Source organism: Microvirga puerhi (assembly GCF_020089865.1).
In the GTDB taxonomy this organism is placed as follows: domain Bacteria; phylum Pseudomonadota; class Alphaproteobacteria; order Rhizobiales; family Beijerinckiaceae; genus Microvirga; species Microvirga puerhi.
The window spans coordinates 237,613-257,080 of sequence record NZ_JAIRBM010000002.1 but is presented as its reverse complement, the minus strand read 5'-3'; the positions used below and the strand labels follow the sequence as shown (position 1 = coordinate 257,080).

Sequence of the window (19,468 nt, the reverse complement as noted above, 5' to 3'; positions counted from 1 at the left end):
GGGGGAATCTATGCGCCTCAAATTCGCAATCGCTGCCACGGCGACAGGTCTGTTCCTGTCCTCGACCGCCATGGCTCAGGACATCAAGATCGCGCTCATCGCAGGAAAGACCGGCCCGCTGGAAGCTTATGCCAAGCAGACGGAAGCCGGGTTCATGATGGGCCTCGAATATCTCACCAAGGGCTCGATGGCGCTCAACGGGCGCAAGATCAACGTCATCGTCAAGGATGATCAGCTCAAGGCCGATCTTGCCAAGACCCTTCTCGAGCAGGCCTACAACGACGACAAGGTCGACCTTGCAGTCGGCACGACCTCTTCTGCGGCGGCACTCGCAATGCTTCCGGTCGCCGAGGAGAACGGCAAGGTGCTGATCGTCGAGCCTGCGGTCGCAGATGCGATCACCGGCGAGAAATGGAACCGCTTCATCTTCCGCACGGCCCGCAACTCGACACAGGACGCCTATGGCGCGGCCGCCGCCGTTCCGGCCACAGGCGATGTGACGATTGCGACGCTTGCCCAGGATTACGCCTTCGGACGTGACGGCGTTGCCGCTCTCAAGAGCGCGCTTGCCGCCATCCGCCCGAATGCCAAGGTCGTGTTCGAGGAATATGCGCCCCAGAACGCGACGGACTTCACCGCCTCGGCCCAGCGCCTCTTCGATGCGCTGAAAGACAAACCGGGCAAGAAGATCATCGAGATCATCTGGGCCGGCCAGCATCCGCTGCCAAAAATCGCCGACCTGAAGCCGGAACGTTACGGCATCGAAATCGCGCCCGGCGGCAACATTCTTCCCGCCATGCAGATCTACAAGAACTATCCTGGCATGGAAGGGGCCATCTATTACTACTACGCCTTTCCAAAGAATCCGATGAACGACTGGCTCGTCGCCGAGCACCAGAAGCGCTATGGCGCACCGCCGGACTTCTTCACTGCGGGCGGCTTCGCTGCAGCTTCAGCGGCCCTGACCGCCATCGAGAAGGCCGGCGGCACCGATCCCGAAAAGCTCATTCAGGCGATGGAGGGAATGTCGTTCGAGACTCCGAAAGGGACCATGACGTTCCGCAAGGAGGATCATCAGGCCCTCCAGGTCATGTACCATTTCAAGGTAAAGGCGGAAGGGAAGGACCAGAACGACCTGCTGGACCTGGTCGATACGATTCCGGCCGACAAGCTGCCGATTCCGGTTCGCAACAAGCGCTGATCCGTGGCTCCGACCATGCTGCCTGCGCCCGCGCTCGAAACGCGCGGGCTTACTGTTCGGTTCGGCGGTCACGTGGCCGTCAACGATGTCTCATGCCGATTCACGTCCGGAACGCTGACCGCCATCGTCGGCCCCAACGGTGCCGGCAAGACGACCTATTTCAACCTCATCTCCGGCCAGCTCCGGGCGAGTGCCGGACAGGTCCTCGTCGAAGGTGCGGACGTGACAAATCTTGCGCCCTCTGCCCGAGCGAAAAGAGGGCTCGGCAGGGCCTTTCAGCTGACCAATCTCTTTCCTCACCTGACCGCTCTGGAGAATGTCCGCCTCGCAGTGCAGAGCCGAGCGGAGGCGGGCTGGTCGTTTCTGTCCATCTGGAACAGCCGCCGCGATCTGATCGAGAAGGCGGAGGCCGTTCTCGAGCGGGTGCGGCTGGAGGATCAGCGGAACGTTCCGCCGAGCGCCCTGTCTCACGGAGATCAACGAAAGCTCGAAGTGGCCCTCCTCATTGCCATGGAGCCCAAGGTCTTCATGTTCGACGAGCCGACAGCCGGCATGAGTGTCGACGAAATGCCCACGGTGCTCGAGCTCATCCACGACATCAAGCAGCGCGGCGACGCAACGGTGCTTCTCGTGGAGCACAAGATGGACGTCGTGCGCTCGCTCGCAGATCGCATCGTAGTGCTCCACAATGGGACTCTGGTCGCAGATGGCGAGCCTGCAACGGTGATCGCCTCTCCCGTGGTACAGGAAGCCTATCTCGGCCTGGAGGCTTCCGATGGCTGAAACCTCCGCAGAGCCGCTTCTCAAGCTGGAGAGCGTCCATACCCATATCGGCCCGTACCACATTCTTCACGGTCTCAACTGCGAGGTGCCTGCCGGCGAGCTCACCATGCTTTTAGGGCGCAACGGTGCAGGCAAAACGACAACGCTGCGCACGATCATGGGCCTCTGGCAGGCATCATCCGGAAGCATCCGGTTCGACGGGCGGAATATCACCACGCTTCCAACGCCGGACATTGCCCGGTCGGGGATCGCCTATGTGCCGGAATCGATGGCGATCTTCTCGGATCTCACCGTGCGCGAAAACATCGTCCTTGCTGCACGGAGCGGTCCCGTCGACACGGCCCGCCTCGATTGGATGCTCGGTTTGTTCCCTGCGCTCAAGCGCTTCTGGAACCTACCGGCTGGAAATCTGTCCGGAGGTCAAAAGCAAATGCTCGCGATTGCGCGGGCCATCGCCGAACCGCGACGGCTGCTCCTCGTGGACGAGCCGACCAAAGGGCTCGCGCCCGTCATGGTACGCAGCATGATCGAGGCGTTCCGTGCTCTCAAGGCCGCCGGTGAGACAATCCTACTCGTCGAGCAGAATTTCCATGCCGCTTCTCAGCTCGGTGACAACGTCATCGTGATGGAGGACGGGCTCGTCGTCCATTCCGGCACCATGAGCGATCTCGTTGCCGACAAGGTGCTTCAGCGGCGCCTTCTCGGCCTTAGCCTGGATGCCCACCAATGAGCGATGTTGCCGCGGACGCTGCCAATCCGCCCCTCCTCCCTCGTTCGAGAACAGATTGGCTGCCACTCATCCTCGTTCCAGTGCTGGCGCTGGCGGTCCTACCGCTCATCGGCGACGTATCGTCCTGGGTGACGCTCACCATCGCAGGCCTTGCAATGGGCATGATGATTTTCCTGATGGCCTCGGGCCTCACTCTCGTTTTCGGGCTCATGGACATCATCAACTTCGGCCATGGCGTGTTCATTTCCCTCGGTGCCTACGCAACACTTCTCGTCCTCGGCCCTTTGGCGGGATGGGCAAGTGCCAATTCCGTTGCTCTGAACCTGGCTCTGCTTCTCCTGTGCATCGTCGTTGCCATGGTTCTGACGGGCTTGGTGGGCGCGGTCTTCGAGCGCGTCATCGTGCGCCCTGTCTACGGCAATCACCTCAAGCAGATCCTGGTCACCATGGGCGGCCTCATCGTCACGGAGCAGGCGATCCACGCCATTTGGGGCGCATCTCCCATACCGATCCCGCTGCCTGAGACGTTGCGTGGTGCGTTCGTGCTTGGCGACATCGTCATGGAGCGCTACCGCGTCGTTGCGATCGGCATTGGTCTCCTCGTTTTCGCCGCCATGCAGCTGCTGCTCAACCGCACCCGTATCGGCCTCCTGATCCGGGCCGGCGTCGAAAACCCCGAAATGGTCGAAGCGTTGGGCTACCGCATTCGCCGCCTCTTCGTGAGCGTCTTCGTCGCGGGCTCGGCGCTCGCCGGCCTCGGCGGGGTCATGTGGGCCTTCTATCGCCAGACGCTGACCGCCGGAATGGGTATGGAAGTGATGGTGCTGGTGTTCATCGTCATCATCATCGGCGGCCTGGGATCGGTGGGAGGGTGCTTCGTCGGTTCCGTGCTCGTTGCGCTGGTCGCTAATTATGTCGGGTTCCTTGCACCGAAGCTCGCGCTCATCTCCAACATTCTCGTCATGGCCCTGGTGCTGATCTGGCGTCCGCAGGGCCTGTTTCCGGTGGCACGCCGATGACCAGGATCTCAAATTCCGCGAAATTCGACGAAACGCGCCGGCAGGGTCCCGCCATTTGGCTGCTCTCGTCCGATACCCCGCGCTCCTTGCTTCTCTCTCTCATTCTGATCGGGATCGTCGCGTGCCTCTTTGCGGCGCCCTTCGTGTTTTCGGGAAGTCAGCCCCTAAGCACGGCGGCGAAGATCTGCGTCTTCGTGCTTCTGGTAGCGAGTTACGACCTGCTTCTCGGCTATACGGGAATCGTTTCCTTCGCCCATACCATGTTCTTCGGGATTGGCGGCTACGGGATCGCCATCGCTCTCGAGCGTCTCGGCGCCTCCTGGGAATCGGTCGCGATCGGACTTGTCTCTGCGCTTGCACTCTCCGCGGTCCTTGCGGCCATCATCGGTCTCCTGTCGCTCCGTGTCCGGGCCATCTTCTTCTCGATGATCACACTTGCCGTCGCATCCGCCGCCGCGGTCCTCGCCTCGCAGCTGTCGACCATCACTGGCGGCGAGGACGGATTGTCCTTCCAGCTGCCGGCCGAACTCCGCCCGGCATTCCGACCTCTGGCGGATCCGATCCTCGGCGTGACCATCAACGGACGTATCTTGGCCTACTACCTGATCTTTGTCGTCACCGTCGTGATCTTTCTGATCCTTCTGCGGATCGTGAATTCACCCTTTGGACGCGTTCTTCAGGCGATCCGCGAGAATGAATTCCGCGCCGAAGCGCTCGGATACCGCGTCGTCGCCTATCGCACTGCTGCCTCCGTCATCTCGGCCCTGGCGGCGACCGTAGCGGGGGCCCTGATGGCACTCTGGCTGCGCTACAACGGTCCGGACACGACGCTTTCATTTTCGATCATGATCGACATCCTCCTCATGGTCGTGATCGGCGGCATGGGGACGCTCTATGGCGCCATCATCGGGGCAACGCTCTTCGTTCTGGCACAGAGCTACCTGCAGATCCTGATGGGCTTGGGCAGCACGGCCCTGGCGGGGATCCCGCTCCTGCCCGACCTGATCCATCCGGATCGCTGGCTCCTCTGGCTCGGAGCACTCTTCATCGTCAGCGTCTACGCCTTTCCTGGAGGGATCGTGGGGCATCTTCGCCGCAACCGTAGCCCCTAAGAGCTTGGCTGAACAAAGCCGGCTCAGAATCGTTTTCATTACGGGGAAACGGAGGGTTGCTGCGATGAGCCGTGCCTTTGTTCGGGAAGACGATGGCGGTGAGGCTTTCGAGGATCTGCCCGACCGGCCACTCAGCCCCCATCAAAATCTCGTCACCTCCGAGGGCTTGGCACAGATCGAGCGAATGATCGAAGACTTGCGACGTCGCCTGAGTCAGGCCCATGAGACGGATGACAAAGGCGAGGTGGCGCGTGCCTCCAGAGACCTACGATACTGGTCGCATCGGAAGTCCACGGCCGAACTTGTCCCAGCATCGAGCGACCGCTCGCATGTGCGCTTCGGCTCCCGCGTGACATTCGAGCGGGAGGATGGACGCAGGCAGACCTATCGCATCGTCGGGGAGGACGAGGCCGATCCGGCGAAGGGCACAATTTCCTATGTCTCCCCCCTCGCCCAGGCCCTGTTGGGTAGATCAGTCGGCGACACGATCACAGTGGCTCATACCGAGGCCGCGATCACACAGATCGAATAAGGATCTTAGGATGCCGACGATGTCTTGCCCTCGGACTCGCTCGTCTCTTTCAAGGGATAGACGTTCGACGGCTCTTTCAGACCGTTCTCGGCCTTCTCCGGATCGATCGTCGCATCGCGGAGCATCAAGTCGATATCCTGCTGGATCCGCAGGAACTCGTCCCAGCGAGCGGTCCTGATGAGCGCCTGGATCTCGGCCTTGGGCTCTTCATCATGCACATCCCGCAGCCGGACCTGAACGGAGCCCGGCTCGATATCGGGGTGCTTGGTCACCAACGAGGATAAGCTCTCCACCTCCTGGCGAATGGCGACGCTGTCCGTCGCCTTCAGCCCGACACTTCTGACATAGGGCATGCGGTCCCGGTTCGTCAGATTGATGATGTTCATGTTCACGAAAGTGGCATTCGGAATCGTGATCAGAGATCGATCAAGACCGCGGATCCTGGTCGAGCGGATGCCGATTTCCTGAACACGCCCCTCCAGGCTGCCGAACCGGCAAAGATCCCCTACCCGCACCGGCCTGTCGGCATAGAGGATGAGACCTCCAATGAAGTTCTCCAGTGTCGGCTTTGCGGCAAGAGCCACCGCAAGACCACCGACACCGAGACCGGCCAATAGACCGGCGAGCGGGATCCCCAAATATGAGGCACCGTAGATTAAAAGTGCGATACCGATGACGATACCGGCGATCCGCACCGCGGCCCGCGCAAGATGTGCGTCAATGCTCTCCGAGCGCGAGAATGTCAGTTGCCCTGCCAAACCATTGGAGAATTTCAGGACGGCGACCACGAGGGCTATGTAGGCGATGCCTTGTCCGATCTGCCCCACAACGTCGTTGACGCGCCCCGTGAGATTGATCTCGTAGTCAGCGATGGCGACGGTCATGAGGCAGGCCACGGCAATGGCACCCGGAGCCACGATTGTCGCCAGCAAAGAAGTAAAGCCCGTGCCGTCGCGGGCCGTCGCGCTCGCCAGTCGGCGCACGGCGAGAACGGCCCAACACGAAAAGCCGACCAGCAGGGCAAGACCGATCCATTGCCACAACGCCTGCCCTTCGATCTCGACCAGGAAGGCCGGCGGAAGGCTTTCGATCAGGGTATACCATTTCGGCGGCAGGAGATGACCGGGCGACTGGCTGAAGAAATCGTAGAAATCAGCACTGGCGCCTGAAACGTCCGGCTGGTCGCGGATGAGCCGATAGATGTTGCCCAGCTGCTCCACCGTTTCGCCCGAGAAGAGATATTCGCCCGTATGAGGGCCTTCGGTCATGCGTACGATCCGAATTTCGGTGCCCGGTATGCTCCAGCTCGAAATCGGATTCTTGCCGACCTCCTCATCACCGGGAATGACCGTGGCATTCGGTAGCGGCAGCCGATCGAGGACCTCCTTCAAGAGCAGAGTCGCCTCCAGACGGCGATGTTCCAACTCGATCGGCGGAATGTTTCTCAAGTCGAGAGCCCGCGATGCACGAGCCAGAAGAGCCTCTGCTTCCTTGACCTTGTCCTTGACACTTTGGCTCCAGAACAGACCCGGCTCCTGACTGTTCTCGTGATAGGCATCCATGAGCAGGGTCGTGGCGCGCCTGGCATTGTTACGGAAATCTTCCAGCGTCGCTCGCGGGCTGGACGTCTCGGCCGGGGCCAGCAGCCGGAGACTTCCCAGGGCGGCGGGAGTTGCCAGGAACTGTGCCGCCACAAATAAAACTGTGAGGACAAGGCAAATCAAAGGGATGGCCGCTTCCCGAAACTGTCTTCTGCGAGACATACTCATCTGTCTTCCTGTATCGAATTCACGCGTCGCAGTGGCAGAGCGCATTCTAGTCGTGCTTCCGCTTGCATTCCATGCCAACTGCTACATGGAAGGATTACGGAAGCTCTGCAGCCTATTCCTTTTGCCGTGCCTCTTATCAGCGCAAGAAAAAGGACTTGCATGCACCATGAAAACACCGGCGATTGCTGATATATTACATGAGGCGACAGAGTCCCCCTATTTACCGGCCTGTTGATTTATCGCAAAATAAAAACTGATTTGCCATCTCAGAAATTAGGAACATCGCGCCGCATCCAGATCTCAATCGCACCTCAGATTTCATATTCCGTTGCCAATGGGCAGGCCGAAAGGCTGGCCACTTGGTTCAGCCAGGAGCAGATCCATGAACGATGAAGAGGTCGAAGTTGTCGCTGCCGAACTGGCAAAGGTCGGGGGCACGTCCTGGTATCCAGGTCGAGAGAAAGGCCCGGTTCTACGGGTCATCACGGAACGGTATCGAGATCGCGCCAGAGCAGCCATAGCAGCCCTTGACCGACACCGCGCGAGCCGCAGCAACGGACCACGGCCGGACTCCAGTGACCAAGAAGGCGAGTCTTCGGATATCCCCTCGTTCGTCGCCAGCGGCAGCATTCGAAAAGGCACGACGGTTGTCTACAGACCCCCCGGAGATCGTCGAGCCTATCCCTGCACCATCGAAAGGATTACCGAGGATTTCGTCTATCTCGTTCCGCAGATGAAACAGCCCGTCGGATGGGTGCCGGCGACCGAAATCTGGTCAAATCCGAACTTTCTAAGCGATCTCAAGGGTGAAGAAGAAGCCCATCAGGGGGCCCCGACCCGAAGTTAACCCACCTACCGAGACCAGCGCCGAGACCTCTCGCGCCAGCAGCTTGGCGCGGGAAGGCACTCGGCGTCCAGATCAGTTCTTTTTCTGAGCCGGCTTCCGACCGGCAGCAAGAGTGGTTTCCACCTTGTCGAGCTTATCCTCGATCTTGTCGAGCTTCGCGAGGATCTGGAACAGGATATCCGGGACGACGCGCGTGTAATCCACGTTCTCGCGAGAGGCTTTGGCGGTTGCCTTAACCGCATCGAGCAATTCGCGGATCTCAGCGCGGGTGACGGTTGCCTCGCTGGATGGTGAAGAGGTCGATTGAGCAGCGGCCGGGGTGGCAAAAGCCAGCACGAGGGCTGCGGCGGAAGCGGCGAGGCGCATGGCCATTCTCCTGGAATGCATTCTTGTTTGTCTCAAGGAATCGTCCCGTAAGGTAAAGTTTCCGCTAAGGAAACCTGAATCCAGGACGCGAAGAGGAGCCGGAAAGCAGATAGCAACAGGCTGTTGCTTCAGATCCACAGACGGACCTGCCGACCCGTCGGGGCGTTAAGACCGCGTAGCAGGCCACCCTTCGTTCAGCCTTCCCAAAGCAGCCTCAGAGCACGCTCTTCGCTTTCGAACTAAAGCCCCTGTTCAAGTCGACACGCCCGACCAAGCGTCTGCCCGACGCCGCCCCCTCCTCCCGGCAACGATTGATCATAATCAATGTGCCTTCCCCTCCCGGGTCCTAAACGGTGATGCAGAAGGCGAAGCTTTGCGCTCGCCTCCCTTCACAACGGTCGAGGCCATGGCACTTACGGCAACAACTTCAAAGGGAATGACCTTCGGCGAAGCGGGCTCCGCACTCGCATTCGCAGCTCTGTCATTCCTGAGCATCATCATCGCCGCGAAAGCTTACACGCCGGAATACGCGTTCCATGCGTATCTCTTTGCGGCAGCCGCAGGCGCTGCGGCCTTCAAGATCATCGACTGCTATTACGACCGACCGGCAGAGTTGCCGCCGCTGACGATCAACGGCAAGCCCAACTACAATATGGGTCCTGTGAAATTCGGGACGCTGGCCTCGGTATTCTGGGGCGTTGCCGGCTTCGCGATTGGGCTCCTAATCGCCCTGCAGCTGGCCTTCCCGGCGCTGAACTTCGACACGTCGTGGCTCTCCTTCGGCCGCATGCGGCCGTTACATACATCGGCCGTGATCTTCGCCTTCGGAGGCAACATACTGATCGCGTCGTCCTTCTACGTCGTTCAACGGACCTGCCGTGCGCGGCTCGTCGGAGATATTGCGCCCTGGTTCGTCGTCCTTGGCTACAACTTCTTCATCGTCATCGCAGGAACCGGCTACCTGCTCGGAATTACGCAAGGGAAGGAATATGCAGAGCCCGAGTGGTATGCGGACCTGTGGCTGACCGTCGTCTGGGTCACGTATTTTCTGGTCTTCCTTGGCACGATCATGCGCCGCAAGGAACCGCACATTTACGTCGCCAACTGGTTCTACCTCGCATTCATCCTGACAATCGCAGTCCTGCACCTCGGCAATAACGCCACCATTCCCGTCTCGCTGTTCTCCCCGAAAAGCTACATCGTCTGGTCGGGTGTCCAGGATGCGATGGTGCAGTGGTGGTACGGACACAACGCGGTTGGCTTCTTCCTGACTGCGGGCTTCCTGGCCATCATGTACTACTTCATTCCGAAGCGTGCCGAGCGACCCGTCTATTCCTACCGACTCTCCATCATTCACTTCTGGGCCCTGATCTTTCTCTATATCTGGGCGGGGCCGCATCACCTCCATTACACCGCCCTGCCCGATTGGGCGCAGACCCTCGGCATGGTGTTCTCGATCATGCTGTGGATGCCCTCGTGGGGCGGCATGATCAACGGTCTCATGACCCTGTCCGGGGCGTGGGATAAACTGCGCACCGACCCAGTCCTGCGCCTGATGGTCGTCTCGGTTGCTTTCTACGGCATGTCGACTTTCGAAGGGCCGATGATGTCGGTGAAGGAGGTCAATTCACTCTCTCACTATACCGACTGGACCATTGGACACGTCCATTCCGGTGCGCTCGGCTGGGTCGCCTATGTATCCTTCGGCGCGATCTACTGCCTCGTTCCGTGGCTTTGGAACAAGGAGCGCCTGTATTCCATGAAGGCCGTCTCCTGGCACTTCTGGATCTCCACGCTCGGCATCGTCCTTTATATCTCGTCGATGTGGGTGGCAGGCATTCTCCAGGGCCTCATGTGGCGGGCTTACACCAGCCTGGGCTTCCTCGAATATTCGTTCATCGAAGTCGTCGAAGCAATGCAACCCTTCTACGTCATCCGTGCACTTGGCGGCGCCTTGTTCGTTGCTGGCAGTCTGATCATGGCCTGGAACGTCTGGAAGACCATCACCGCCGGCGAGGAGGTCGCCGAGGCCAATGCCACGCAGTCGATCCTGATCGCCGCGGAATAAAGGAACTGATCATGTCCGTTTGGGCCCGTCACAAAATCTTTGAGACGAACTCGATCATTCTCGTCATCGGCGTGCTGATCGTCATCGCCATCGGCGGACTCGTCGAGATCGTACCTCTCTTCTATCTCAAGAGCACCATCGAGAAGGTCGAGGGCGTTCGGCCCTATACACCTCTCGAACTCGCCGGCCGCAACATCTACGTTCGTGAAGGCTGCTACAATTGTCACAGTCAGATGATCCGCCCACTGCGCGATGAGGTTGAGCGCTACGGCCACTATTCACTCGCGGCGGAAAGCATGTACGACCGTCCTTTCCAGTGGGGCTCGAAGCGCACGGGTCCGGACCTTGCCCGCGTCGGGAACAAGTATTCGGACGAATGGCATCGCGACCATCTCATCAACCCACGCGCCGTTGTGCCGGGATCCATCATGCCGTCCTATCCCTGGCTGGCACAGAACGACCTTGATGCGGATCACGTCGCCGAAGACATGAAGGTGCAGGCCGCGCTTGGTGTTCCCTACACACCGGAAATGATTGCCAAAGCCGGAAACGACATCCGTACACAGGCGACGACCGACGCACCGAGCGGCGACGATCTCGTCAAGCGTTACCCGGGCGCGCAGGTTCGCAATTTTGGCGGCAACCCGCAAAAGATCACGGAGGCCGATGCGCTGATTGCCTACCTGCAGATGCTCGGCACGCAAGTCGACTTCAAGCTTTACGACAACAAGGCCAACGTGCGCTGAGGACGAAGCACCATGCCGGAAACATATAAGCTCCTCGCCGAATTCGCTCAGACTTGGGGACTTGCCTACTTCGTGGCCGTCTTCCTGATGGTTCTGATCTATGCCCTCTCCCCATCTCGGAAGAGCCGTTTCGATGCGGCCGCCCGCATGCCTCTCCAGGAGGACTGATTCATGTCCCACGACACGCAAGGACCTGTCGATTCCGTGACCGGTGTTACGACGACGGGGCACAGTTGGGACGACATCCAGGAGCTGAACAATCCGCTGCCGCGTTGGTGGCTGTGGACGTTCTACGCCACCATTGCATGGGCGGTAGCCTATTGCGTCGCCTATCCGGCATGGCCGCTTATCTCTTCCTACTCGAAGGGTGTCCTTGGATGGCATTCGCGAGAAGCCATCGAGACCGATCTGGCATCTTTGAAGAGTCAGCGCGCCGGGATGACCGAAAAACTGTCCAGGACGCCACTGGAGAAGGTCGCCGAAGATCCGGAGCTCTTCGCCTTCGCTCGCGCCCAAGGCAAGGCCGCCTTCGGTGACAACTGCGCACCTTGCCATGGAGCCGGCGGCGCAGGAGCCAAGGGCTATCCGAACCTCAACGACGATGACTGGCTGTGGGGCGGATCACTTGCGCAGATCGAGCAGACAGTTCAATTCGGCGCCCGCTCTACCAACGACAAGGGTCATCAGGGTTCGATGCCCGCCTTCGGTCGCGACGGCATGCTCAAACGCCAGGAAATCTCGCAGGTGGCGGATTTCGTTCGGTCCCTTTCCAGCCTTCCTGTCGATCAGGACGCCGATCTTGCCGTCGGTGCCAAGGTCTTTGCCGATAATTGTGCCGCCTGCCACGGCGACCGGGGTCAGGGCAACCAGGAACTCGGCGCGCCGAACCTGTCGGATAAGATCTGGCTGTTCGGGTCGGCGAAAGCCACGATCATGGAGGGGATCACCAATGGTCGCGGCGGGGTGATGCCAGCTTGGCACGGCCGCCTCGACGACACCACCATCAAAGCATTGACCCTCTATGTGCACTCGCTTGGAGGCGGGCGGTCACAATAGAACCTATCATATAAGCCACGTGGCCAGCGGAATACCGCTGGCCCATGACGTTGACCAAAATCAATGTCCCTTCTCGCCAGTCCTCTAAGACCACGACATCCTTCGTGACGACGAGCTGCGACTCTCATGGCTGACGCCCCTCTTGCCAAACATCTCACATCCAATGTGCCGGACCAGGCCGACGACCAGCCGCTCTATATCTCGCGCAGGAAAATCTACCCGCAGGCAGTGAAAGGTCGCCTCCGTACGATCAAATGGGCGGTCCTGCTCATCACTCTCGGCATCTACTATTTCCTGCCATTCATCCGCTGGGATCGGGGACCCAATGCCCCGAGCCAAGCCATCCTGGTCGATCTATCCAATGGTCGATTCTACTTCTTTTTCATCGAGATCTGGCCACAGGAAGTCTATTACATCACAGGCTTGCTCATCCTCGCGGCGCTGACACTCTTCCTCATGAACGCCGTCGCCGGCAGGATCTGGTGCGGCTATCTTTGTCCGCAGACCGTCTGGACCGATCTCTTCTATGCCGTAGAGCGGTTGATCGAAGGTGATCGCCGTGAGCGGATGAAGCGCGAAAAGGAAGAGCCGACCCTTGAAATCATCACCCTGAAGTTGCTGAAGCACTCCATCTGGCTGTTGATTGCCTGGTGGACCGGCGGAGCCTGGGTGCTCTATTTCGCAGACGCACCGACACTCATCGGACAACTGCTCACGTTCCAGGCGCCCGCTATCGCCTATATCTGGATCGGTATCCTCACCTTCACGACCTATGCTCTCGCAGGTTTCATGCGTGAGCAGGTCTGCACCTATATGTGCCCTTGGCCGAGAATTCAGGCCGCGCTGACCGATGAATATGCTCTCAATGTCACCTATCGCTACGATCGTGGCGATCCGCGCGGCTCAATGAAGAAGAATGAGGTTCTGAAGCGCCAAGGCCTTCCAGCTGGAGACTGCATCGACTGTGCCCAGTGCGTCGCGGTCTGTCCGACTGGCATCGACATCCGTAACGGCCTGCAACTCGACTGCATTCAGTGTGGCCTATGCATCGATGCCTGCAATACTGTGATGATCAAGATCGGCAAGCCGACGAACCTCATTGCCTACGATACGGACATGAACGTTCAGGCACGGATCGAAGGACGCCCGGAAGTACGCCGCGTCATCCGCCCGAGGACGATACTTTACGCTGGTCTTATCATGCTCGTAGGAGCAATCATGCTGACGTCGCTCGCCCTCCGCCACACGGTTGATCTTAGCGTCATGCACGACCGCAATCCGCTCTTCGTGCGTCTCTCCGACGGCTCCATCCGCAATGGTTTCACAATCCGCGTCGCCAACAAAAACCTCGAGGAGCGGCGCTATACCCTGACTGTCGAAGGATTGTCAGGCACGAAGCTCGATGTCGTCGGCAGACAAATGGATCGGCAAGGACGGCCGGTTCTCACCGTCGGTCCAGATCAAACGCTCGAGGTGCGAATCCTGATAACGACGGACAACACATCACATCCCTCAGCGACCGAACTTCATTTCACGCTGACCGATCTTACAAACGGCGAGACCGCCCGCGCCAAAGACCACTTCATGGTGCCTTGAGGAGAATCCGATGACTTCGACACTTGCAGCGCGCTCCCGCCCCCTCACTGGCCGCATGGTCCTGATCTATCTTCTCTCGTTTTTTGCCGTCGTGATCACCGTGAATGCCGTGATGGCGCGACTCGCGGTCTCGAGCTTCAGTGGCGTCGAGACTGAAAGCGTCTACAAGGCTGGCCTTGCTTTCAAGAACGACGTCGCAGCTGCACAGGCACAAGAGGCGCGTCACTGGCTGGTCGAAGCGCACCTGCAGCAAATCGCCAAAGGAGCGCTCATCACGGTCACTGCGCACGATGGCAACTCCCGGGAGCTCGCAGGACTCGTGCCTGAATTTCGTCTTTCTCATCCGACGGATCGGCGCAGAGATATCACGATAGAGGCGACGGAGGTCTCGCCTGGAGTTTTCCAAAGTCAGCCTTCGGTCGAACACGGCCAGTGGGATCTGATCCTCACTTTCAAGCGTGCGGCCGAAACCGTCTTCCGCTCCAAGAGTCGCATAAGTATCTAAAGGAGGGACCCATGGCCGAGACTCTTGATCTCTCCGCCTATGTAAGGCGACAGGACAATGGTACGTCGCATCTCGACCTCGCGATCGAGGGCATCGATTGTGCCGCCTGTATAAGTGAGATCGAAAGTGGTGTATCACATCTTCCAGGGCTCGTGTCAGCGCGCCTGAACTACACAACGCATCGCTTGGCCTTGGACTGGCAAGGGACGCTCGACCCGATCGTTTTCGTTGACGAGCTTTGCCGTCTCGGATACCGGGCTCATCCATTCCAGGCGCGTGCTGTTGAAGAGGAAGAAGCGCGCCGCGCGCAATGGCTCCTCAAGTGTCTCGCAGTCGCCGGTTTCGCTTCCATGAATATCATGTTGCTCGCGGTTTCGGTCTGGTCGGGCAATGTCAGCGACATCTCGCCGGAAACGCGTGACTTTTTCCATTGGTTGGCGGCACTTATTTCCTTACCGGCCGTGGCCTACGCAGGGCAGCCCTTCTTTCGAAGCGCGATCGGCGCTTTGAAGAACGGACGCACCAACATGGATGTGCCGATCACGATCGGTATTCTCCTTGCCCTTTTCATGTCCGTCATCGAAACGATCAACCATGCTGAGCACACTTACTTCGACTCAGTCGTCATGCTGCTGTTCTTTCTGCTATGCGGACGCTACCTAGATCAGGCCATGCGTCGCAGAACGCGGACCGTGGCGTGCAATCTTGCTTCGCTCAGAGCTGAAGTCGCACATCGTCTCGACGACCGTGGGGAGCCGGCCCTGGTTCCCACAGCTGCATTGAAGCCTGAGGATCGCGTCCTGGTCCGTCCGGGGGAGCGCATTCCGATCGATGGCATCGTCCTCTCGGGAAGCTCCGAGGTCGACGAAAGTCTGGTTACGGGAGAGACCCTACCGCGCCAGCTAGCTGGGGGCGGTGCCGTCTATGCGGGCAGTCTCAATCACACAGGCGCTCTCACGGTGCGCGTAACGGCCACAGGACAAGGAACGCTCCTTGATGAAGTCCAGCGCCTCCTCGAGAATGCTGCTTCCGCGAAATCGCGCTACCGTCAGCTCGCTGACAAGGTCGCCCGTGCTTACGCTCCGGTTGTCCATCTGGCAGCCGCAATCACAGCCGTAATCTGGATCGCCAACGGAGCCACTGTGCACGATGCCGTGCTGACGGCCGTCGCAGTGCTCATCATCACGTGTCCGTGCGCGCTGGCTCTGGCGATCCCTGTCGTCCAGGTGGTTGCATCTGGTGCCCTGTTTCGCTCCAACGTGCTGCTCAACTCCGGCGATGCGCTGGAGCGACTTGCGAGGGTCGACACGATCGTCTTCGATAAGACCGGCACCCTCACGCTCCCGGAAATGAGCATTGCCAACAAGGCCGCGATCCCGCCGGATCTCTTAGAAGCGGCCGCCAGACTTGCCCTTTCAAGCCACCATCCACTTGCTGCGGCCGCCGTGCGCGAAGCCAGGAATCGGCGTCCTTTCGAGGGAGCAATCGAAGAGCCTGGGCAGGGCGTGCGTGCCGTGGTCGACGGCGCGGAAATCCGTCTTGGCAGCCCCGCTTTCTGTGATGCGGAGGATCTTGCAGCTATCATGGTCGGCGAGCAGATGCAGGCCTCCGTCATTGCCTGCGCCCGTGGCCACGAGCGCGCGATCCTGCTCGTGCGTCAGGCTCTGCGGCCCGATGCTGCGCAGGTGATCAAATCCCTGCGCGCCAGCGGCCTCGACTGTCGCATCCTGTCGGGTGATCGCCCAGCGGCAGTCGCGCCCATCGCCGCGGCCCTGGGTATCGAAGCGTGGCGCGCAGGCGCCAAGCCAGCGGACAAGATCGCCGAGTTGGAGCGACTGAAGGCCGAGGGCCGGAGAGTCCTCATGGTCGGCGATGGGCTCAACGATGCGCCAGCCCTGGCCACTGCGGACATTTCGATCTCCCCCATTACGGCTACTGATCTGACACAGGCGCAGGCGGATGCGGTCTTCCTTGGCGATCTTTTGGAACCGATTTTGGACGCCGTGACGATTTCCCGGCGTGCGCATGCGTTGATGCGCCAGAATCTCCTCTTGGCGCTGATCTACAATCTTTTCGCGGTGCCTCTCGCCTTCCTTGGCTACGTTACGCCGCTGGTGGCAGCGTTGGCCATGTCCGGCTCTTCCAGTCTCGTCACCCTCAATGCCCTCAGGGCCAGAGGTAAAGGAGAGAGGAAGAACGAGACCGAGGCAGTTCCGACCTCGCCGGCAGTCCCGGTCCTCCAAGGAGTTTGAACCGATGAATGTGCTGCTCTTTCTCATTCCCTTGGCACTGCTGCTCGGTCTTACCGGCCTCGGCGCATTTCTCTGGTCGCTCAGAAATGGTCAGTACGAGGATGTCCAGGGAGCGGCGCTGCGCGTTCTCAACGACGACGACCTTGAGCCATGACGACTGCGCCGATGGCCCCCCGTGCTGGTCACTTGGACTGCATATGCGCGGCAGCGACGGGACCTGACGCCGATACGGACGGCCGCGGGACGCCGCTCCTTGCCGCTGCATTTGCCCTTTCGGTGCTGTCGCAGGTCCTGCTTCTCGGCATTCTTCCGCTTGCGGGACTGTCGATGAGCCCCAGCAAGACTTGGGCTGCACTTCCCTACGCTGCCTTCTATGCCGGATCGGCCGTGGCCAGTCTGCCTGCTTCCCTGTTGCTGGATGCTCTCGGACGCCGGGCCGCCTTTTCACTCGGCGCAAGTCTCGGCGTGGCTGGGGGCCTCATTCTTGTCTGGTCCCTCACGCAGTGGCATTTTGGCGGCCTCGTTCTAGGCTCGTTCTGGCTTGGCGTCGCTGGAGGATTCAGCCTTTTTTATCGCCATGTGACAGCTGGTCCGACCGGGAAGAGAGTCCAAAGAACCTTGCTCGTCTTCGGCGCGGCGACTCTCGCGGGCCTGATCGCTCCGACCCTGGGGGCGTTTGCCGAACGGTTCGTCGCATCCCAGGAGTTTGTTGGCATGGCAGCCATAGCTGCAGCCGCGCATGTGGGCTCTCTCGCACTGACGGCCCTTCTGCCCTACGGACCGCAACGGAGCATCGCCGAGTTGCCTCATATCGGTATATCTTGGCGTTCGCTCCTTGTTCCCACACTGCTTGGCGCCCTCGCCTGGTTCCTGATGACGGCTTTGATGGGGGCGACACCGATCGCTATGGTCGGATGCGGTTTATCCGTTGCCGTGCCAGGGGTCATCGCATGGCATGTGATTGCCATGTATGCGCCTTCTCTCATCCTCGCCGCCAGGCCACATACGAGGCCGGCCACCGTAACAGCAGGTGGATGCTTGATATTGGCAAGCGGCGTGTTCACCTTTGTTTCATCCGGGACGACTGCCGCTTTCTCCGTATCCGCCGTCCTTATCGGTGTTGGCTGGTCCCTCATGACTGTCGGGACGACCTTGTGGATTCATCAACGCGGGCAGCCGCCGCGCTGGGCACTTGGCTTCCATGATGGCGTACTTTTGATGGGTGCGCTCCTGGGAGCCTTGACCTGTAGCCTTTTCGCCTGAAGCGCCGTCCCTCTAGAACCGTTCAGGCCTACTTATTTGCCTACGCCTCCTGAACACCCGGGCGGCCATCGAGACACACGAAGCTGGCTATGCGGGAGACGGGCGAATTGCGCTCCTTCTCATTGGCGACGGCTTCGAACCCGACTTCGCAACGCTTTTTGTTCAGAGTGACAATCGCAAATCCTCGCTTATCGCCGCGCGCGTATTTGATGTGAGGGTTCTTTGCGCGGACGCTTGCAATGCCCTTTGCGCTCGGCCCTTCCGAGGTGATGGAGGTGCCACAGAATTCCGTCGCCAGGACCTCCACTTTCTCGTCATGGAAGTCGCGCTTGAGGTCTGCGGCGAAGAATGCGTGGACGTCTCCCCCGATAACCACCGGGTTAGGTGTTCTATGCGTCGCGATGCTGTCGAGAAGGCGGCGACGGCCAGCGGCGTAGCCATCCCAGCCATCCATCCAGAATCCGTGGCCGTCGCCTGGATCGAGATCCCGCTCCGCCATGAGAGTCTGCTGGGCAACAATCGTCCAGCGCGCCTTGGTGCCGGCGAGTGCCTGATCAACCCACCTTTCCTGCGCTTCACCCAGCATGGTGCGGCTCTCGCTCGAACGCTCCGGGCAATCGACCCGAGGCGACGCACTGCGGCCAGGCAGACAGGCGTGGTGAGAGCGGTATTGCCGATCGTCGAGCAGGATCAGGTTCACCATGTCACCGAACCGGTATTCATCGTAGATCACGGCCTGAGGTCCATGCGGTCTTGCCGAAACAGGCATTGGCATGTGCTCATAATAGGCCTGATAGGCTGCAGCCCTCATTTTGAGAAACTGATCACGATCAGGCGTTACGGGCGACCGGTCATCCGTGTAATCGTTTGCAACCTCATGATCGTCCCAGATTGAAAGCCATGGGAAGGCAGCGTGCGCGGCCTGAAGGTCGGGATCGAGCTTATAGAGAGCGTAGCGTTCGCGAAATTCCGGCAACGTCGTCGGAATCCCCCCGTTATGCTTGCGCACATGGCGAGATCCCCATGAGGATTCGTAAATATAGTCACCGAGATGGACGATGAGATCGAGATCCCGGCGTGCCAGCTCCGCATAGGCGGAAAAAAAGCCCTGCTCATATTGCTGGCAGGATGCATAGGCAAAGCGGAGATCGGCTCCCGTGCCGATCGCTGGTGCTGTGCGAGTTCGCCCGACCGGACTGACCGCTTGTCCGACCTTGAACCGGTACCAGTACCACCGCCCGGGTCTCAGCCCCGTGACCGTGACATGGACCGCATGAGCGGAGCCGGGTTCGGCCGTTGCGCGCCCCTTCCGGACGACGCGGCGAAAGGTATCGTCCTCGGCAACCTGCCAATCGACCGGCACCGCATGATCCGGCATGCCGCCGCCTTCCAAAGGCTTGGGCGCCAGGCGTGTCCAGATCACGACGCTATCAGGGCGCGGTGCACCCGACGCGACTCCAAGCGTAAAGGGATCTTCAGGAAGCCGCGGCGCGGCCTGGAGAATTCCAAAAGGCCGAACTGCTAGAGCGCCGCCGAGAGACGTCAGAAGGAACTGCCGTCTTGGCAATGTGAGATCGTTCATCTTCTGCCCAAGGTTGAGGACGGGAATCGCATCGTCCAGCT

General features: G+C 60.0%; 19 protein-coding genes. 16 read left to right on the top strand and 3 right to left on the bottom strand.

Annotated features, from left to right (window positions below):
* Window positions 1-10: 10 nt before the first annotated feature.
* The 6 genes from K9B37_RS03550 (at window position 11) to greA (ending at window position 5,377) form a co-directional block, all read left to right on the top strand.
* A complete protein-coding gene (locus K9B37_RS03550) occupies window positions 11-1,201 on the top strand; it encodes a substrate-binding domain-containing protein (protein WP_224311412.1) in 1,191 nt (396 codons plus the stop codon).
* Between the two features lie 15 nt (window positions 1,202-1,216).
* The gene (locus K9B37_RS03545; protein ID WP_224311411.1) at window positions 1,217-1,984 is read left to right on the top strand and encodes an ABC transporter ATP-binding protein; all 768 of its coding nucleotides are present in this window, start codon (window positions 1,217-1,219) and stop codon (window positions 1,982-1,984) included.
* Window positions 1,977-2,714 (top strand): ABC transporter ATP-binding protein, encoded by a 738-nt coding sequence (locus K9B37_RS03540; protein WP_224311410.1) that lies wholly within the window; start codon window positions 1,977-1,979, stop codon window positions 2,712-2,714. Before K9B37_RS03545 ends, K9B37_RS03540 begins: the two co-directional genes overlap by 8 nt.
* Window positions 2,711-3,733 (top strand): branched-chain amino acid ABC transporter permease, encoded by a 1,023-nt coding sequence (locus K9B37_RS03535; protein ID WP_224311409.1) that lies wholly within the window; start codon window positions 2,711-2,713, stop codon window positions 3,731-3,733. The genes K9B37_RS03540 and K9B37_RS03535 overlap by 4 nt, the downstream gene beginning before the upstream one ends.
* The gene (locus tag K9B37_RS03530) at window positions 3,730-4,845 is read left to right on the top strand and encodes a branched-chain amino acid ABC transporter permease (RefSeq protein ID WP_255616385.1); all 1,116 of its coding nucleotides are present in this window, start codon (window positions 3,730-3,732) and stop codon (window positions 4,843-4,845) included. Before K9B37_RS03535 ends, K9B37_RS03530 begins: the two co-directional genes overlap by 4 nt.
* A 64-nt stretch (window positions 4,846-4,909) precedes the next feature.
* The gene (gene greA / locus K9B37_RS03525; protein ID WP_224311408.1) at window positions 4,910-5,377 is read left to right on the top strand and encodes a transcription elongation factor GreA; all 468 of its coding nucleotides are present in this window, start codon (window positions 4,910-4,912) and stop codon (window positions 5,375-5,377) included.
* Window positions 5,378-5,382: 5 nt separating this feature from the next.
* On the opposite strand, the gene K9B37_RS03520 is transcribed toward greA, so the two are convergent.
* The gene (locus K9B37_RS03520) at window positions 5,383-7,140 is read right to left on the bottom strand and encodes a mechanosensitive ion channel family protein (protein ID WP_224311407.1); all 1,758 of its coding nucleotides are present in this window, start codon (window positions 7,138-7,140) and stop codon (window positions 5,383-5,385) included.
* Window positions 7,141-7,528: 388 nt separating this feature from the next.
* Here K9B37_RS03520 and K9B37_RS03515 point away from each other — a divergent pair, with 388 nt between their 5' ends.
* Window positions 7,529-7,993 carry a hypothetical protein gene (locus tag K9B37_RS03515; protein WP_224311406.1) on the top strand — a complete coding sequence of 155 codons (465 nt, stop codon included), beginning with the start codon at window positions 7,529-7,531 and terminating at the stop codon, window positions 7,991-7,993.
* Between the two features lie 72 nt (window positions 7,994-8,065).
* Here the strand turns inward: K9B37_RS03515 and K9B37_RS03510 are convergent, their stop codons facing one another.
* A complete protein-coding gene (locus tag K9B37_RS03510) occupies window positions 8,066-8,359 on the bottom strand; it encodes a hypothetical protein (protein ID WP_224311405.1) in 294 nt (97 codons plus the stop codon).
* Between the two features lie 436 nt (window positions 8,360-8,795).
* Between K9B37_RS03510 and ccoN the strand changes: the two genes are divergently transcribed.
* The 9 genes from ccoN (at window position 8,796) to K9B37_RS03465 (ending at window position 17,845) form a co-directional block, all read left to right on the top strand.
* Window positions 8,796-10,427 (top strand): cytochrome-c oxidase, cbb3-type subunit I, encoded by a 1,632-nt coding sequence (ccoN, locus tag K9B37_RS03505; protein ID WP_224311583.1) that lies wholly within the window; start codon window positions 8,796-8,798, stop codon window positions 10,425-10,427.
* Between the two features lie 11 nt (window positions 10,428-10,438).
* Entirely contained in the window at window positions 10,439-11,173 is a 735-nt protein-coding gene (gene ccoO, locus K9B37_RS03500) for a cytochrome-c oxidase, cbb3-type subunit II (RefSeq protein WP_224311404.1), read from the top strand.
* A gap of 12 nt (window positions 11,174-11,185) precedes the next feature.
* A complete protein-coding gene (locus tag K9B37_RS03495) occupies window positions 11,186-11,341 on the top strand; it encodes a cbb3-type cytochrome c oxidase subunit 3 (RefSeq protein ID WP_224311403.1) in 156 nt (51 codons plus the stop codon).
* Window positions 11,342-11,344: 3 nt separating this feature from the next.
* Window positions 11,345-12,229, top strand: a complete 885-nt coding sequence (ccoP, locus tag K9B37_RS03490; RefSeq protein WP_224311402.1) for a cytochrome-c oxidase, cbb3-type subunit III — start codon at window positions 11,345-11,347, stop codon at window positions 12,227-12,229.
* A 126-nt stretch (window positions 12,230-12,355) separates the two neighbouring features.
* A complete protein-coding gene (gene ccoG, locus K9B37_RS03485; RefSeq protein WP_224311401.1) occupies window positions 12,356-13,825 on the top strand; it encodes a cytochrome c oxidase accessory protein CcoG in 1,470 nt (489 codons plus the stop codon).
* A gap of 10 nt (window positions 13,826-13,835) precedes the next feature.
* Complete coding sequence (locus K9B37_RS03480) at window positions 13,836-14,330, top strand: FixH family protein (RefSeq protein ID WP_224311400.1); 495 nt, start codon at window positions 13,836-13,838, stop codon at window positions 14,328-14,330.
* 11 nt (window positions 14,331-14,341) lie between these two features.
* Window positions 14,342-16,582, top strand: a complete 2,241-nt coding sequence (locus K9B37_RS03475; RefSeq protein ID WP_224311399.1) for a heavy metal translocating P-type ATPase — start codon at window positions 14,342-14,344, stop codon at window positions 16,580-16,582.
* 4 nt (window positions 16,583-16,586) lie between these two features.
* Window positions 16,587-16,736, top strand: a complete 150-nt coding sequence (gene ccoS, locus K9B37_RS03470; RefSeq protein ID WP_224311398.1) for a cbb3-type cytochrome oxidase assembly protein CcoS — start codon at window positions 16,587-16,589, stop codon at window positions 16,734-16,736.
* Window positions 16,733-17,845 (top strand): MFS transporter, encoded by a 1,113-nt coding sequence (locus K9B37_RS03465; RefSeq protein WP_224311397.1) that lies wholly within the window; start codon window positions 16,733-16,735, stop codon window positions 17,843-17,845. The genes ccoS and K9B37_RS03465 overlap by 4 nt, the downstream gene beginning before the upstream one ends.
* Window positions 17,846-17,885: 40 nt before the next feature.
* Here the strand turns inward: K9B37_RS03465 and K9B37_RS03460 are convergent, their stop codons facing one another.
* The gene (locus tag K9B37_RS03460) at window positions 17,886-19,427 is read right to left on the bottom strand and encodes an alkaline phosphatase D family protein (protein ID WP_224311396.1); all 1,542 of its coding nucleotides are present in this window, start codon (window positions 19,425-19,427) and stop codon (window positions 17,886-17,888) included.
* Window positions 19,428-19,468: the final 41 nt, after the last annotated feature.

What these genes read in the sequence shown, in the direction of transcription:
- K9B37_RS03510 (WP_224311405.1), bottom strand. Translation starts at nt 8,359, where the DNA reads ATGCGCCTCGCCGCTTCCGCCGCAGCCCTCGTGCTGGCTTTTGCCACC.
- K9B37_RS03530 (WP_255616385.1), top strand. Translation starts at nt 3,730, where the DNA reads ATGACCAGGATCTCAAATTCCGCGAAATTCGACGAAACGCGCCGGCAG.
- greA (WP_224311408.1), top strand. Translation starts at nt 4,910, where the DNA reads ATGAGCCGTGCCTTTGTTCGGGAAGACGATGGCGGTGAGGCTTTCGAG.
- ccoS (WP_224311398.1), top strand. Translation starts at nt 16,587, where the DNA reads ATGAATGTGCTGCTCTTTCTCATTCCCTTGGCACTGCTGCTCGGTCTT.
- K9B37_RS03515 (WP_224311406.1), top strand. Translation starts at nt 7,529, where the DNA reads ATGAACGATGAAGAGGTCGAAGTTGTCGCTGCCGAACTGGCAAAGGTC.
- K9B37_RS03535 (WP_224311409.1), top strand. Translation starts at nt 2,711, where the DNA reads ATGAGCGATGTTGCCGCGGACGCTGCCAATCCGCCCCTCCTCCCTCGT.
- K9B37_RS03520 (WP_224311407.1), bottom strand. Translation starts at nt 7,140, where the DNA reads ATGTCTCGCAGAAGACAGTTTCGGGAAGCGGCCATCCCTTTGATTTGC.
- K9B37_RS03460 (WP_224311396.1), bottom strand. Translation starts at nt 19,427, where the DNA reads ATGAACGATCTCACATTGCCAAGACGGCAGTTCCTTCTGACGTCTCTC.
- ccoN (WP_224311583.1), top strand. Translation starts at nt 8,796, where the DNA reads ATGACCTTCGGCGAAGCGGGCTCCGCACTCGCATTCGCAGCTCTGTCA.
- K9B37_RS03480 (WP_224311400.1), top strand. Translation starts at nt 13,836, where the DNA reads ATGACTTCGACACTTGCAGCGCGCTCCCGCCCCCTCACTGGCCGCATG.
- K9B37_RS03545 (WP_224311411.1), top strand. Translation starts at nt 1,217, where the DNA reads ATGCTGCCTGCGCCCGCGCTCGAAACGCGCGGGCTTACTGTTCGGTTC.
- K9B37_RS03475 (WP_224311399.1), top strand. Translation starts at nt 14,342, where the DNA reads ATGGCCGAGACTCTTGATCTCTCCGCCTATGTAAGGCGACAGGACAAT.
- K9B37_RS03550 (WP_224311412.1), top strand. Translation starts at nt 11, where the DNA reads ATGCGCCTCAAATTCGCAATCGCTGCCACGGCGACAGGTCTGTTCCTG.
- K9B37_RS03465 (WP_224311397.1), top strand. Translation starts at nt 16,733, where the DNA reads ATGACGACTGCGCCGATGGCCCCCCGTGCTGGTCACTTGGACTGCATA.
- K9B37_RS03540 (WP_224311410.1), top strand. Translation starts at nt 1,977, where the DNA reads ATGGCTGAAACCTCCGCAGAGCCGCTTCTCAAGCTGGAGAGCGTCCAT.
- ccoG (WP_224311401.1), top strand. Translation starts at nt 12,356, where the DNA reads ATGGCTGACGCCCCTCTTGCCAAACATCTCACATCCAATGTGCCGGAC.
- K9B37_RS03495 (WP_224311403.1), top strand. Translation starts at nt 11,186, where the DNA reads ATGCCGGAAACATATAAGCTCCTCGCCGAATTCGCTCAGACTTGGGGA.
- ccoO (WP_224311404.1), top strand. Translation starts at nt 10,439, where the DNA reads ATGTCCGTTTGGGCCCGTCACAAAATCTTTGAGACGAACTCGATCATT.
- ccoP (WP_224311402.1), top strand. Translation starts at nt 11,345, where the DNA reads ATGTCCCACGACACGCAAGGACCTGTCGATTCCGTGACCGGTGTTACG.